At 48.5% G+C, this 15,374-nt stretch carries 11 protein-coding genes; 4 read left to right on the top strand and 7 right to left on the bottom strand.

Features of this window, described 5'->3' with window-relative positions:
* Positions 1-580 precede the first annotated feature (580 nt).
* From fbpC to ACJHVI_RS09860, 6 genes are all read right to left on the bottom strand, one after another.
* A complete protein-coding gene (gene fbpC, locus ACJHVI_RS09885; protein ID WP_483184562.1) occupies positions 581-1,630 on the bottom strand; it encodes a ferric ABC transporter ATP-binding protein in 1,050 nt (349 codons plus the stop codon).
* A gap of 14 nt (positions 1,631-1,644) precedes the next feature.
* Positions 1,645-3,699 carry an ABC transporter permease gene (locus ACJHVI_RS09880; protein WP_483184561.1) on the bottom strand — a complete coding sequence of 685 codons (2,055 nt, stop codon included), beginning with the start codon at positions 3,697-3,699 and terminating at the stop codon, positions 1,645-1,647.
* Between the two features lie 75 nt (positions 3,700-3,774).
* The gene (locus ACJHVI_RS09875; RefSeq protein ID WP_483184560.1) at positions 3,775-4,809 is read right to left on the bottom strand and encodes an ABC transporter substrate-binding protein; all 1,035 of its coding nucleotides are present in this window, start codon (positions 4,807-4,809) and stop codon (positions 3,775-3,777) included.
* A gap of 13 nt (positions 4,810-4,822) precedes the next feature.
* Complete coding sequence (locus tag ACJHVI_RS09870) at positions 4,823-5,863, bottom strand: ABC transporter substrate-binding protein (protein ID WP_483184559.1); 1,041 nt, start codon at positions 5,861-5,863, stop codon at positions 4,823-4,825.
* A 229-nt stretch (positions 5,864-6,092) separates the two neighbouring features.
* Positions 6,093-7,463, bottom strand: coding sequence for a magnesium transporter (mgtE, locus tag ACJHVI_RS09865; RefSeq protein ID WP_483184558.1), 1,371 nt, complete (start codon positions 7,461-7,463; stop codon positions 6,093-6,095).
* A gap of 97 nt (positions 7,464-7,560) precedes the next feature.
* Positions 7,561-9,426: a ComEC/Rec2 family competence protein gene (locus ACJHVI_RS09860; RefSeq protein ID WP_483184557.1), complete on the bottom strand. Its 1,866-nt coding sequence runs from the start codon at positions 9,424-9,426 to the stop codon at positions 7,561-7,563.
* Between the two features lie 81 nt (positions 9,427-9,507).
* On the opposite strand from ACJHVI_RS09860, the gene ACJHVI_RS09855 reads away from it, so the two are divergent.
* From ACJHVI_RS09855 to ACJHVI_RS09840, 4 genes are all read left to right on the top strand, one after another.
* On the top strand, positions 9,508-10,083 hold the full coding sequence (locus tag ACJHVI_RS09855; protein ID WP_483184555.1) for a DUF2062 domain-containing protein: 576 nt from the start codon (positions 9,508-9,510) through the stop codon (positions 10,081-10,083).
* Between the two features lie 15 nt (positions 10,084-10,098).
* Complete coding sequence (locus ACJHVI_RS09850; RefSeq protein WP_483184554.1) at positions 10,099-11,340, top strand: PDDEXK-like family protein; 1,242 nt, start codon at positions 10,099-10,101, stop codon at positions 11,338-11,340.
* A 198-nt stretch (positions 11,341-11,538) separates the two neighbouring features.
* Entirely contained in the window at positions 11,539-12,219 is a 681-nt protein-coding gene (locus tag ACJHVI_RS09845; RefSeq protein ID WP_483184553.1) for a histidine phosphatase family protein, read from the top strand.
* Positions 12,220-12,603: 384 nt separating this feature from the next.
* On the top strand, positions 12,604-14,106 hold the full coding sequence (locus tag ACJHVI_RS09840; RefSeq protein ID WP_483184552.1) for a carbon starvation CstA family protein: 1,503 nt from the start codon (positions 12,604-12,606) through the stop codon (positions 14,104-14,106).
* Between the two features lie 215 nt (positions 14,107-14,321).
* On the opposite strand, the gene dmeF is transcribed toward ACJHVI_RS09840, so the two are convergent.
* Entirely contained in the window at positions 14,322-15,254 is a 933-nt protein-coding gene (gene dmeF, locus ACJHVI_RS09835) for a CDF family Co(II)/Ni(II) efflux transporter DmeF (protein ID WP_483184551.1), read from the bottom strand.
* Between the last annotated feature and the right edge of the window lie 120 nt (positions 15,255-15,374).

The following is a 15,374-nucleotide window of genomic DNA, read 5'->3' as shown; positions in this document are numbered from 1 at the left end:
GTCATTGCGGCATGGGAAAGGACAATAAGGTTAAGTTTATAAAAGATTATTTTGCTTAAAAAACGCTAGATAGCACCTATTTTGTCCCTTAGGGCTAAAGAACTCGAAAACAGCACCTAAAATGTCCCTTTGCCCCTTCTTTAATTGTTCTAAATGGCGGTTCTGGTTTTTTAAATAATTTTATTATGATTATCTTGTGATTTAAATAATATAGTCGAAGAGTTGAAAACGTATTACGGCCTTGGCTTATCTTGTACTGCTTTTCCACTTCTCCGACTATAGTCAAAGAAATGAAAAAGTGGTACAGTAATGCTGCTAACAGGTAGCGCAGAGAGTACGGCGAGATGTGTTTAAATTGTAACTTTTTTTGAATTCCTTGACTATATATAGTCAAAGATTTCAAAAAGAGTTACAGTTTTGATTCATTTTGCTGTACTCTCTATAACGCTCGCAGCTTGATATTTTGTGTCACTTTTTCAGTTCTTCGACTATAGCAAAACGGCAAGCAAATTTGGCGCTTGCCGATGTGTCTTTATTGCGGACGCTAGCGCATCAGTTCTTCTCATGCGTAGCGCTTGTTTTACGGTTCTTTTTTCAGCAGGAAGATGCCTTGCGTGAGAAGGTGGACAAAGGCTTGTTTGGCTTCAGGGTCGAAGTCTTCAGGGTTGCAGTTGATGAGCAGGGGCTTTCCTGCCCATTCGGCAATGATTTCCCAGTGATTGCCCATGTAAACGGCGCTGCTGATGGTGCAGGCTTGCGCGGCTTCGCCCGTATTGCTGAGGCGGACGGCTTCCGGTCGGATGCCGATGAGGCATTCGCCGTCTTCGATGTTGAAGCCGGCGGCTTGCGGGAAGGGCAGGCAGTAGTTGTTGATGCAAATTTCGCCTTGTTTGAGTTCGCCTTCAAAGATGCTGCTTTCGCCCATGAAGTTGGCGAGGAAGAGGGAGTTGGGGCGCAGATAGAGTTCTTTGGCGGGGGCTTTTTGCATGATGTTGCCTTTGTCCATGACGATGACTTCGTCCGAGACGGCAAAGGCTTCGCTTTGGTCGTGGGTGACGTATAAGGAGGTAATGCCGAGGCTTTGTTGCAGTTGGCGGATTTTTTCGCGCATAGAGCGGCGCAGGTTGGCGTCTAAGTTACTGAGGGGTTCGTCAAAGAGCAGGACTTTGGGCTTGAGAATGAGGGCGCGGGCAAGGGCGACACGCTGCTGTTGTCCGCCTGAGATTTGGTCGACGTAGCGGTTTTCAAAGCCTGCCAGATCGACGAGTTCCAAGGCTTCTTGGACACGTTGGCGGCGTTCTTGCGCGGCGATGTTTTGCATGCGCAGTCCGTAGGCGACGTTATCGCCAATCGACATGTGCGGGAAGAGGGCATAGGATTGGAAGACGATGCAGATGTCGCGGTGTTGGATGGAGGTTTTGGTAACGTTTTCGCCGTCGATGAAGATTTCCCCTCTTGTGGGGCTTTCCAGTCCTGCGACTAGGCGCAGGACGGTAGTTTTGCCGCAGCCTGAGGGCCCGAGCAGGGTAACCATTGAGCCGCGTTTGATGTTGAGCGAGAGGTCGTCGATGACGACGTTTTTGCCGAAAGTTTTATTGATGTTTTTCAGTACTAAGAAGTCTTTGTCCATTTTGTTTACCTGTTTTAGTTCATGGTTTTGGCTTTGGAGCGGCTGATGCGGGTATCGCCGACGATCCAGTCAAAGAATAAGATGATTGCCATCATGACGACGATGAGTATCGAGCCGTAGGCAATGGCGATGCCGTATTCGCCGTCTTCAACGCGGTTGAGGATGTAGGCTGTCGCCACGCGGGTGTCGGCGGTAACCAAGAAGACGATGGCGCTGACGGTGGTCATGGCGCGCACGAAGCTGGTAACTAATGCCGAGAGCAGAGCGGGCTTTAAGAGCGGCAGGACGACGTAGCAAATGGTTTTTAGGGAATTGCCTTTTAAGGACAGCGAGGCTTCGTCCAAAGATTTGTCGAGTTGCCCTAAGCCTGCAATCGCGGCGCGCATACCGATAGGCAGATCGCGCATGACCATGGAGATGATGATGATGACACCTGTGCCGGTGATGTAGAGCGGGGCGCTGTTAAAGGCGAGTATGTAGGAGACGCCGGCAACGGTGCCGGGGACGGCAAAGCAGAGCATGGTCAAAAATTCCAAAGATTTTTTGCCTTGGAAGTCTTTGCGCACCACGATGTAGGCGATGAGCAGTCCGAACAAGGCGGTTAGCGGGGCGGCGATACCGGCATAGAGCAGGGTGTTGAGCAGGGAAGGCCATGCGCCGTCGCTGAGGCTTTGTCCGAAGAGCAGGATATAATTTTTCAGCGTGAGACTGTAGTTCACGCCCCAGTTGACGGTAAAGCTGCCGTAGAAGATGCTGCCGTATAAGACCATGTTGAAAATGACCCAAAAACCGAGCAGGAAGATGATGAGGTATTTGAGGCTGGGTGGCAGGTCTTGCACGTCGCCGCGGTAGGATTTGCCGGAGACAGTTACGTAGGAACGGTTGCCAATCCACAGATATTGCACGATAAATACCAGTAAGGAGAAGATGAGCAATATCGAGCCGAGGGTGCTGGCTGAGGCGTAGTCCAATTGCGAGCCGGCGATGTAGAAGTAAATTTGCGTGGCGATAACGTCGAAGCTGCCGCCTAATACTAAGGGGTTACTAAAGTCTGCCAGCGATTGAATGAAGACGAGCAGGAAGGAGTTCGCCAACGCCGGACGCAATAAGGGGAAGATGATGCGGAAGAAGGTTTGGTAGCGGTTGGCGCGCAAGGTGTAAGAGGCTTCTTCGATGGAGGGATGAATGGATTTTAATGCGCCGTCAAGCACCATAAAAGAGAGCGGCGTAAAGGCGAGGATTTGCGCAATCGCAATGCCGTTAAAGCCGTAAAGCCAGTTGGTTTTAGTAAAGCCGAAGCCGGTTAAAAATTCCGTGACATAGCCCGAGCGTCCGAGCATGAGGGTAACGCCCAAGCCGACCACAAAGGGCGGGGTTACAATCGGAAGAATGGAGAAGATTTTGCCGATGAATGCTGTACGCTGTGCGATGCGGGTGGTATAGAGGGCGAAAGCCAAGCCGAAAACGGTGGAGATGATACCCACAAATGCAGATAAAAACAGCGAGTTGCTAATCACGCGGACAATATAGCTTTGGTTCAATATGCGCAATACTTGCTGGGGCGCGAAGTTATCTCCGTCGTAAAACATGGAAATCAAGATGGCGACGGTGGGATATACGATAAAGAAGAAAATCAATAAGATGATAGAGATAAGCGAGGCAATGATGAATTTGTCGCCCTGCATGATTTTTAAATTCGCTAAAGCGACGGTGGCAATGGCTGTGAGGCTGATGATTTGAACAATCACGGCATAGCCCATGCTGACTTTCAGCCATGTGGCGGAAATAAAGGTAAACAGGCTGATGCCGGCGACCAATATCAAATCTAATTTCGCTTGTTTTTCAATGGTATATTTCAATTTTGGCGTGAATAAAAAGCCGAGCAGGGGCAAAAACCACAGAATGCTGATATTAAGAGATGACCAGCCCATGGCTTCGTATAATTCGTCGGCGGTGGCTTCGAACAGACCATAGTCCAATGCGCGTGACGGCAATGCCATAAATGCCAGCAGGGCAAGCGAGACCCAAAAAACGGGCGAAGCGAAAAAGGAAGATTTTTTGGCGTGCATGATTCCTCACAGATAGATGTTCATTAAAAGAAAGGAATACCGCCTCAAAGCCGATATTCCTTTCCGATGCAGCGATTATTTAGCTAATTTTACGTTATCCAGCCATTTTGAAATTAAACGCTTGCGTTCTTCGCTTGAGCCGTATTTGTCAAAATCATAATCAATCAAATTGATGGATTTGAAATCTAAAGAATAGGGCGATTGCTGCGCTTGCGAATTGGTAAGGATTTGATGGGTTTCGCCTTTTTGCCATGAAAGCTCCTGCGCTTCTTTTGACAATGCCCAATCGATAAACAGCTTGGCGTTTTCCTGATTGCGCGCACCTTTAATCAGGCTGACGCCGCCGATTTCATAGCCCGTGCCTTCGCAGGGCACGACCAATTCGACCGGCGCGCCTTTTTCTTGCTCGATGGAATGTTCGTGCAAGAAGCCGATGCCGATAGAGGCTTCGCCGCGGGCGGTGTTGCGCGTCGCCGTATTGCCCGATTTGGTATATTGCGATACGTTTTGATGCAATGCGCTTAAATATTCAAATGCGGCTTCTTCGCCCCATAATTGAATAAAGGTTGCCAATGCGGTGTAGGCGGTTCCCGAGCTTTGCGGATCGGCGGATTGGATTTCGTTTTTAAAGCGTGGGTCGGTTAAATCTTTCCAGCATTTGGGTACGGGAAGATTTAATTTCGCCAAGCGTTCGGTATTGACGCCGAAACCTAATACGCCGAGATAAATCGCCGAGGTGTAATTGCCTTTTCTTTTGGCGGGGTCTTTTAGCTCGTCCGGAAGATATTGCAGATTCGGCGATTGATACGCCTCGAGCAAGCCCATTTCGCCGGCTTGGGAATGCGGGTCTAATGTGCCGCCGTACCAAACGTCGCCTTGGGGATTACCTTTTTCCGCATCAATTCTTGCCAAGATGCTGCCCGTGCCGCCGCGTATAAAGCTGGTTTTAACCTTGTATTTGCTCTCAAATGCCAGCACTTCCTGTTCGCACATCGTATTTTGTGCGCTGCAGTAAACCACCAGCCGCCCTTCGGCAGCAGCGGTTGAGGACAGTAGAGCGCCGGTAATCGCCAGCGCCGACAGGCGCAGGCAGGATGATATTGCTTTCATGTTGCGCCCCCGTTTATTTGGCGAGCTTGACTTCATTGACCCATTTTTCAATCAGGCGTTTGCGTTCTTCGGCGACGCCGTATTTTTCAAAGTCGTAATTGATTAAATTGAGTTGGCTCGGGTCGAAGGCGGTGGGCGATTGTTCGGCGGTGGTATTGGTCAGGATTTGATGGGCATTGCCTTTTTTCCAAGCGGTTTCCTGTCCTTCCGCCGATAAGACGAAGTCCACGAAGAGTTTGGCATTATCGACGTTGCGCGCGCCTTTGATGATGCTCAAGCCGCCGAGTTCATAGCCTGTGCCTTCGCAGGGAACGACCATTTCAATCGGTGCGCCGCCTTGTTTTTGCACGGCATAATCATGCAGAAAGCCGATACCTACGGTAGCTTCGCCGCGCGCAGTGCTGTTGGAGGGCGTGATGCCGGATTTGGTGTATTGCGAGATATTGGGATGCAGTTGTTTAAAGTATTCAAAGGCTTGTTCTTCGCCCCATAATTGCACGAAGGTAGCGATGGCGGTGTAGGCGGTGCCGGAGCTTTGCGGGTCGGCAATTTGGACTTCGCCTTTTAATTTAGGATTGCTGAGGTCTTTCCAGCATTTCGGCATGTCTTCGATGCCTAATTTTTTCAGGCGTTCGGTGTTCACGCCAAAGCCCAAAATGCCCATATAGACCGCCGAGGTGTAGTTGCCTTTGGTTTTGGCAGGGTCTTGGAAGCGTTCGATAATTTGGTCGATAAGCGGCGAGCGGTAGGCTTGCAGCAGTCCCATTTCGGCGGCTTGCGCCTGCGGGTCAAGCGTGCCGCCGTACCATACGTCGGCTTGCGGATTGTTTTTTTCCGCTTCGATTTTGGCAAAGGTACTGCCCGAGCCGTTGCGGATAAATGAGGTTTTTACATCGTGTTTTTCGCTGAAGGTTTTTGTGATGGCTTCGCACATTTCATTGGTGGCGCTGCAATAAACGACTAGGCGGCCTTTGGCTTGCGCGGGGGCGGATAGCGCTAATCCGGCGGCTAAAACGGCAGAAGCAATTGAAAAAGAGACGGCTGTTAATTTCATGATTGTGACCTCTGATTGTAAATGCGTTAACCCTGCATGTTTATTTGCGCTCGGCGCTTTTTATGCGGCAAAACGCAGGTGCCAAGCGGATAAAATGCTGTTGTAGTGTAGCTTAATCGCGTGTCTGCGCCTAGTGTTTTGCGGTTTGTTTAGTGATGTTTTGCGGTCATTTTTGTGCAAAAACGCACTATTTTTGTATATTTTGTAAATAGTTCACAGGGAATGCGGTTTAAATCAAAAATGCGGTCGCCAATCCCAATAATGCTAAAAATCCGATAATGTCCGTGAAGGTCATGAGGAAAATAGAGCCTGCCAAGGCGGGGTCGATTTTCAGACGGTTGAGAATCAGCGGGATGACGACGCCGACAAAGGCGGCGGTCATGAGGTTGATGAACAAGGCGGCGAACATGACGGCGGCAAGGGCTGGGTCGTCGAACCATAGGTAGGCGATGAGGGCGGCGACGCTGCCCCAAATGATGCCGCTGATGCTGCCAATGAGCAGTTCGCGCAGGATAAGCGCTCTGGCGTTGGCGCCTTCGATTTGCCCCAGTGCGATACCGCGGATGATGATGGTCAGCGATTGGGCGCCGGCATTGCCGCCCAAGCTGGCGACTACGGGCGCAAGGGCGGCAAGGGCGACGATTTGTTCTATCGTGCCGCCGAAGGCGTTGATGACGGTGGCGGTAATCAGGGCGGTAAACATGTTGACGCCCAGCCAGATGCCGCGTCCGATGGCGGCTTTGTGGATGGGGGCGAAGGTATCGACTTCTTCGTCCATACCGGCGGTTTGCATGAGCAGGCGTTCGCTGTCTTCTTGGATATAGTCCATGACGTCATCGGCGGTAATCCGTCCGACTAATTGGTTGTCGTCGTTGACGATGGCGGCGGAAATCAAATCATGTTCGCGGAAGGTGCGCGCGACTTGCTGCCCTGTGGTCTTGAGGTGCAGGCTCACAGGGTCGTATTTCATGATGTCGGTCATGTGGAGCTGGTTGTCGGCGGTCAGCAATGTGGTGAGGAGGACTTCGCCGAGCAGGCGTTCGTCGCGGTCGACAACGAAGATTTTATTGGTGATGCGCGGCAGTTCTTCCATGCGGCGCAGGTAGCGGATAAGGGTTTCCACCTGCGTTTCGGGGCGCACGGAAATGGCGTCGTTATTCATCATACCGCCGGCGCTGTCTTCATCGTATTCAAGGATTTGCGTGAGGCGGGCGCGCTGGACTTCGTCCAAAGAGGAAAGGAGTTTGATGGCAACGTCTTCAGGCACGTCTTGCAGGAAGTCCACCAAATCGTCTTCCTGCATCGATTCGGCGGTTTGTAGGAGTTCTTCATGACTCATTTCATCGACAATGTCTTCCAAGACGCTTTCCGAGAGATGCGCCAAGACTTCGCCGTTATATTCGTCGTCCACCGTTTCCCAAACTTGCTCGCGCTCGATCGGCGGCAGGGATTCGAGCATACGCGCGATTTCCGCAGGATTGAGTTCATTAACGATTTCGCCGACTTCCGCCAAGTCTTCTTCGTGCAAGGCTTCGCGGATTTGGCTTAGCGGAGTGAGGGGAAGAAGGTCTTCTTCTGGGATTTGCTGTTCTGCTTGCATACGACACCTGTGGATAAAATAAAGCACTCTTGCTTAAGGCGCGCATATGCTAAAGAAATCAGCCGAAAAAGCTAGTGTTTTCGCAAAAATTTGCGGCTTAATGATTTGCCTTGGCGCGCAATGCGGTATTGAGCGTGGCGGCGGTATAGCTCTGATTGCCGATAAATAGACTACAGCTTGCGCCGCGCTTGAAATAAAAGTCGGCGGAGGAGATATGTTCGGGACAGTATTGGTGCGCAAAAGAGAGTTCGGGCATGAGCGAGAGGGTGTAAATCGGCGTATCGGGATAGGCGGCAAGCAGGTCGGCAATGCCGCCGAGGGCGTGGCGGCTATCGTGGCTGATGACAATGGCTTGCGGACGCTGAAAGCGTTGGCGCAAAACAGGCAGCAGATAGCGGCGTGCATCATTGCGTTCGCGATATTGATAGGCGGTATTCAGCAGAATCGGCGCGCCGCTGGGCGGATAGAGAATAGCGGCGGGAATACGCGATGTTGTCAGCACATAGTCGCTGCGCGAGAACAGCGGCGGCAGGGCACAGACAAAAGCGAGCAGCAAAGACAGCAGCGCCGCACGTTTGGCGGCGGCAAGCAGAAAAAGACAGGCAATACTTGCCAGTACGCCGCTAGGCAGCGGCATTTGATAAATCGGTTCGATATAGGCGAAAGGCATTTGCGCGGCAAGTTCGATGGGGCGCAGATAAATATCTAAGGCAGTGGCGGCAAAGGCGCTTAAGGCAGGCAATACAAGCGCGGCAAGCAGTAGGCATAAGATGATCGCCAGCCAAGGCACGACCAGTAAATTTACCGCAATGCTGATGAGAGAAATACCGCCGAAAATGCTCCATAGCAAGGGCGTCAGCGCAAACGTAATCCCGCCTTGTATGGCAAGCCATTGTCGCCATGCAGCGCGATGTTTGACCAGTCGCAGAGTGAGTATCACGGCGGCGGTTGCACAAAAGGACAGCCATGTGCTGAAGCTGAATAAAGCCAGCGGCTCAATAATTAATATCGCAAATAAAGCATAGCCTAGGGCAAGCATACCGTTGCCGAAAGGCAGATTGAGCCAGAGCAATACGAGGCAGGCAAACATAATCCAAGCACGCAAAATCGGCGCTTGCGCACCGCTAATCAGCACAAAAGCCAGTCCGCCGACTAAGGCGGCGCAGAGTGCAAGACTATGCGGCTCGATGCAATAACGCAGGCGGCTGAATACAGCTAGTATTTTGAACAGCCAATAAAAAACGCCCATCATCACGGCAAGATGCAAGCCTGAAATGGCAAGCAAATGACTGGTGCCGCTGATTTGTAATTTCTCGCGCATACGTTGGCTTAGCAAACTGCGGTCGCCGATCAGCAGAGCACGCACCCAAGCGCGATGTTGCGGAAAATGCGCGTCAATTTGGCGGGCAATCGCGGCTCGGTAGGCACTCATCACAGGCATAGCGGCAGTTTGCGGACGCAGCTGCTGCGGCAAATGCGCATAAAGTCTGCGTTTGCCGGGGCGAATCTGCAAAGTAGCGGCGAAACTGTCGCCAATCGCATAATGGGTATCGCGCAAATAATGGCTGGCATGCAGGGATTGACCGCGCAATGGGGGACAGTCGCCCGCCATCAGGCGCAGCGGCAGAATTTGTCCCAGCGGCAGATGTTGGCGGGGAAAATTTTCTACCTGCCAAATGCCCGTGCAAGCAAAGGGTTCGTACTGACTGGGCAAAGCCATATCCGCGCGCCACAGCCCTAAGGCAAAGCAGGCGCACAATACGGCGAAAACGCGGTAGCGGCGCAACAGGCTTAATCCTAAACAGCACAGCAGCGGCAGCACATAGGCGGAAGTCTGCCCCAGCAGTGGGGCGGGAATATGCCAAAAATCGCGGCTTAAGACACCAAGCAAAAGCATCGCCAATGCCGCTATATAGCGGTAAAAACGCAAATGTGGATATGACGATGAATTAAATCTTGGCATGGACAAACCTAAAAGACTTTTTTCGCTATAATAACGAGAATTAACTGCCCTTGCCCGCCTTATCGCCGCTAAAGGAAAATTATGAAATTCTTTTTTAAACGCATTTTGCCTGCACCGGAAAAACTCATTGCCAACCGCTTATTGCATTGGCTATTAAAAAAAATCGGCAATGCTTACATCTGGCAGGTCAATCGCCGCAGTATTGCCGGCGGTTTTGCGGCAGGGCTGTTTTTCGGCTCCCTGCCGATTCCCATACAAATTCCTTGCGCGGTAGCGGTAGCGGTATTTATGCGTTTTAATGTGCCGATTGCCGCTTTTTCTACCCTGTTCAGCAATCCTTTTACTATGCCGATGATTTTTTACGGCAATTATCAAGTTGGCTGCTGGCTTTTGGGTGGACGCGAAGGTTTGAGCGAATGGCATTTTACGGTAGCAAATCTCAAGCAATTGGGCGGTCAAATTTTGATGCCGCTGTTTACCGGCTCGGTCTTGGTCGGCACCTTATTGGCAAGCATCGGCTATTGCGTGATTTACTATCTGTGGCAATGGAAATTGGTGCAGGTTTTGAGTAAACGCAAAAACTGGCATGCAAAATTGCGCCTGCACCGCGCACAAAGACGCAAAAAACCGGTTTCTCATAAACATTTAGACAGTTAAATTAATGGAATAAAAATGTCTGAATCTATTAAAGAATATATTAAATTTCTCCATGATGTGTATCAAACATTGGAAGAACAACGTGCCGAAGCACGCAAAACAGAATTGCGTGATGCCAACCGATTTAATCCGTTTGAATTTTTTACTAGTGACGAAAACGGCTTGTCAGCGGTATTGGCTTTTTTACTGAATCCGGAAGAGAAACATGGACAAGGCGATTTGCTGCTGAATGCTTTCCTAAAACACATGAAACTGCATTCGTTTTTAGCTTATGATCGCGTTAAAATTACGACCGAAAAAACTTTAAATCAGTCGAGCAGACGGCATGATATTTTTATTGAAGCCTTTTTAGGCAGTAAATTAAGTTGGACGATTTCGATTGAAAATAAATTACACAATGCAGTTGATCAAAAAGATCAGGTCAAGGAATATTTAGAAGATTTAGCCAAGCAGCATTATGCTAAAGACCAGCAATATTGTTTGATTTATCTGCCGCCACATGAGCGTGAGCCCTCTGAAAATTCAATTAAAGCAGAAGATGTTCAAAATGCGTGTAAAGAAAATAGGCTGAAGCTTGTAGATGCCGCAGGGGTGATTACATGGCTTGAAAATGCGCCTATTTTTGCAGATAAAATAAAACAATTTATCGAGTATTTTATTCGATTTTTAAAACAAGATATCTTGGGGGAAGCAGTGGAGGATAATAAAGTATTGGTAAACAAAATATTGGAAGATGCAAAGACTTTGGATTCTGCTTTGGAAATCATGGCGATAGAAAATCAGGTTAGAGAAGTTTTATGGGAAAAGTTAAAACAAGAATTAAGTGATTTATGCACAGAAAATTATCCAGATTTGAGCAGTTTTGCGATTAAAGGAGAGTTTAGACCTGCAAATAGATGGACGGGTATATATTTTTGTGAAGAAAATGTGTGGGATGATGATGCGAATGGCATAGCTATAGAATTTGATAGTACGTATTTTCATAATTGCTTTTATGGTGCTCGGGTAAGTAATATTGAAGCTTTTCCACAATCAAAAAATAAATTTGATGAAAAATATAAAAATGAAGGGGATGGTCGCCCGGGGAAATGGAGTTTTTGGCGATGGTGCGAAGAAGATTATTTAAGAAATTGGCAAAATAAAACATGGCTGAAAATTCAATCCGGTGAATTAGCGGAAGAGATTTTTAAAAAATGGAAGCCGTTGTTGGATATTTTTGCTGAAGAAGTTAAAAATAAAAAGTCTAGTAGTGCGTAATCTGTATACTATTTAAATTTAGCAGTAGCAGGTATGTCAAGGTATGTTCCTTGAATTTTAGATATTAGATAGGAAACGGTTTTATTGTTGAAATCCATCATTATCTCAGTATGCTATTATTAAATCGTATATGCTATTGCCTGAGATTTTCCGCTTTGTATTGCTTTTCCACTTGTTCAACCTTATTTGGAATATGTTATGAAAAAAATTTATCTTCTCCGCCATGCCCAAAGTGCCGCCAATGCAGGCAAAAGTGGCGATATTGTCAAATATGCTAATCCCGATATTCCGATTACCGAATTGGGGCAAAAGCAGGCAGAGCAGTTAAGCATGTGGCTGGTGGAACATGTTGAGGATGTAAGAGAAATTTTCGTTTCTTCTTATCTGCGTACCCGACAGACTGCCGCGCCTTATGTGCAAGCTCTGCAAATCTCGCCTATCGTATTGCCTGATTTACACGAATTTAATTATTTGTCCTTTGCCCATCTTCAGGGCAAAACGTTTCAGGATTTGAAAAATCGCTCGGAATCTTATTGGGCGCGAGACGATGCGGATTTTAAAGATGGCGATGACTGCGACAGTTTTGCATCGTTTTTCAATCGAATTCACAATGTGCGCCGCTATTTTGCGGAAAAAGAGGATGGCGTTTATGTGGTGTTCGGGCATGGCTTTTGGATTGGTGTTTTGCTGTGGCAATTGATTGGGCGGTTTTCAGGCAGTCCTGATATGCAAAAATTTCGCGAATTTGAATTATTGGTGCGCCCGAAAAATACCGATGTCTATTTATGGCAGATAGATGGCGCGGTGGAGAGCATTGCTAAAGTGAGAAATACAGATGCTGATGTTGATACGCTGAGGGATAAAAGCGAGCATTTGTGATTTTGAGTAGTCATTTTATTTGAACATATTATGTTCTTAAGTTTGAGGATGTCGCGGCTAAACAGATATTGGTGCAGGATAGGCATGGTGTCGGAGGAGAATATTTGGTTACGTCTGCTGTCTATTGTCGGAGAAATGCTACAAGACGGCGATCCGCAGACAGTAAAGATCTTAGACCAAGATGAGCCAAGCCCGAAATAATTTTTCAATTCTCCGAAACGGTAGCTGTATCGTACGCAAAGATGCATACAAATACTTGAAGCAATGCTGTTAATTCACTGTGTTTTCACAGTAAAATCTTAATCTTACTATATTGCAATTTTCCTTTTGCCATGCTTCAATGCGCAAGCTGTTTGCAGCGCATTGCATAGAAAAGGAGAAACTATGTTGATTTTTTTATTCTGCGTAGCTTTGTTAGTCACAGGCTATTTTATTTACGGATCGATTGCGGAGCGGATTTTTGGCATTAAGCCCGAGCGCGCGACACCTGCTCATGCGCAGGCGGACGGCGTGGATTATGTGCCGATGTCTAAAGTCAAAATCTGGTTGATTCAATTATTAAATATTGCCGGCACCGGTCCGATTTTCGGCCCGATTTTAGGGGCTTTATACGGACCTGTAGCGATGCTGTGGATTGTGCTCGGCTGTATCTTTGCCGGCGCGGTGCATGATTATTACTGCGGCATGATTTCCGTGCGCAATGGCGGCGCTTCCATTCCGCATATGGCAGGGCGTTATATCGGCCTACCTGTTAAGCATTTGATTAATATCATCGCTCTGATTTTATTAGTCTTGGTTGGCGTGGTCTTTGTGGTTTCTCCTGCGGGTTTGCTGACGCAATTGACCGAACAAGCCTTGGGACGCTCCGGCGAGTTGGTGCAGAAGGGCAATTCGGCGCATGATTATTTAGTCACCACTTGGGTCTGCATTATTTTTGCCTATTACATCATCGCCACTTTGCTGCCGATTGATAAGATTATCGGACGCATTTATCCGCTTTTCGGCGCTTTATTGATGTTTATGACGGCCGGTATGCTTTTTGGCTTGCTCTTTGAAGGCATTCCGCTTTTCCAAACCGTAGGGCTTGATGAAGGCATGGGTATCGGCGATTTCTTTAAGAATTTTTATCCGGCTGAAAACATGCCGATTTTCCCCTTGATTTTCGTCACCATTACCTGCGGTGCGATTTCCGGTTTCCATGCCACGCAAACGCCGATGATGGCGCGTTGTATGCAAAATGAGCGCGAAGGGCGCTTTATTTTCTACGGCGCGATGATTACCGAGGGCGTGATTGCCCTGATTTGGTGCATGGTGGGTTTGAGTTTTTATGATGATGTGCAAATGCTCAATGAGGCGATTAAATCGGGTACGCCGTCCAAAGTTGTATATGAGGCGGCGATTAGTATGCTCGGCACCTTCGGCGGCATGTTGGCGGTCTTGGGTGTAGTGGTGCTGCCGATCACTTCTGGCGATACCGCGTTTCGCGCGGCGCGTTTGCAGATTGCGGAATTTTTCCATATCGAACAAGGCAGCGTGAAAAACCGCCTGATGCTGACCCTGCCTTTGTTTGCAATTGGCATTGCTTTGACGCAAATAGATTTTTCCGTGTTATGGCGTTATTTCGGCTGGGCGAATCAAACCACCGCGACGATTATGCTGTGGACGGCCGCCGCTTATTTATACCGCCACGGCAAATGTCATTGGATTTGCACCGTTCCCGCCATCTGGATGACGGCGGTCTGCGGCACTTATCTTGCCTTTGCCAAAATCGGCTTCGGATTGAATTGGACGGTTTCGCTGATTTTCGGCGTTATTGCTGCGATTGCCGTGACCGCCGCATTTTTGATTGTCTTAAAACCTAAACACATCTTAAATAGCGACGATTAATCTTTTCTTAGCAAAACGCCTCTCTGCGAGGCGTTTTTTATTGTCGCAGAAGTGGAATATAGTCAAAGAAATGAAAAAGTGGTGCAGTAATGCTGCTAACAGGTAGCGCAGAGAGTACGGCGAGATGTGTTTAAACTGTAACTCTTTTTGAATTCCTTGACTATAGTAAAGGCGGCGAGCCAATACCGTAATACGTTTTCAATTCTTCGACTATCTCAGCGAATATCGGTATCTGTGCTGAGAGGCGGATTGATTTCCACCGAAACATGCACGATTTCTTCATGAATGGACAGGGCTTGCCGAATCTGATGCGGGTTGAGGTCCTTTGCTGCGCTGCTTAAAGCGATGATGCAGGCGAATTTGCCCTTGCCGACTTTCCACACATGCAAATCAGTTACGGTGGCGTCAAATAATGCCAGTGCTTCGCGGATTTCGGCGACGACAGGCGCATCCATCTCCGCATCCAATAAGGTCTTGCCGGCTTGGCTGAGTACGTTCCAAGACCATTTGCCGACCAATAATGCACCGACAATACCTAAGACGGCGTCTAAAAAATCCCAGCCGAAATATTTGCCGGCAATCAGCGCGATAATGGCGAAAACGGAGGTGGTGGCATCGGCGACAATATGTAAAAACGCCGCTTTTTGGTTTAAATCTTGCTCGTGATGATGGTGATGCTGTCCCTGATGCTCGTGGCTGTGCTGATGATGGCTGTCGGTATGCAGCAGCCATAAGCAGACGATATTCACCACCAGACCGAGCACCGCAATCGGAATGGCTTCATTATAATGAATCGCCAAGGGATTGAAGAGGCGTTCAATCGAGTGGAAGCCCATCATGAGGGCAACGCCCATCAGGGCAATGGCGCTGCTATAGCCGGCAAGAATTTCGATTTTCCATGTGCCGAAGCAAAAACGCGGGTCCTGCGCATAGCGGCGCGCCGCCCGATAAGCAAGATAAGCCACGCTCAGCGCCAGCATATGCGAACTCATATGCCAGCCGTCGGCAAGCAGTGCCATAGAATTAAACAAGATGCCGCCGACAATTTCAATTAGCATCATTGCGCCTGTGAATAATGTGGCGATGAGAACTTTTTTCTCGGCAAGCGGATTGCCGTCATCAAAAATATGCGAATGCGGTGCAGACATTTTCTTCCCTGAATTTAAAAGCCTTATTTATGTTTGCGCCGCCTTGGCGCAGCGATTTTGCGGCTATATTGTATGCGATTTTTAAAAGCATCATCATCCGTCTTTTACCAAGAAGCGGCG

Source organism: Suttonella sp. (genome assembly GCF_056855035.1).
The sequence above is the reverse complement of the archived record's forward strand: the minus strand, read 5'-3'. Positions and strand labels throughout refer to the sequence as shown.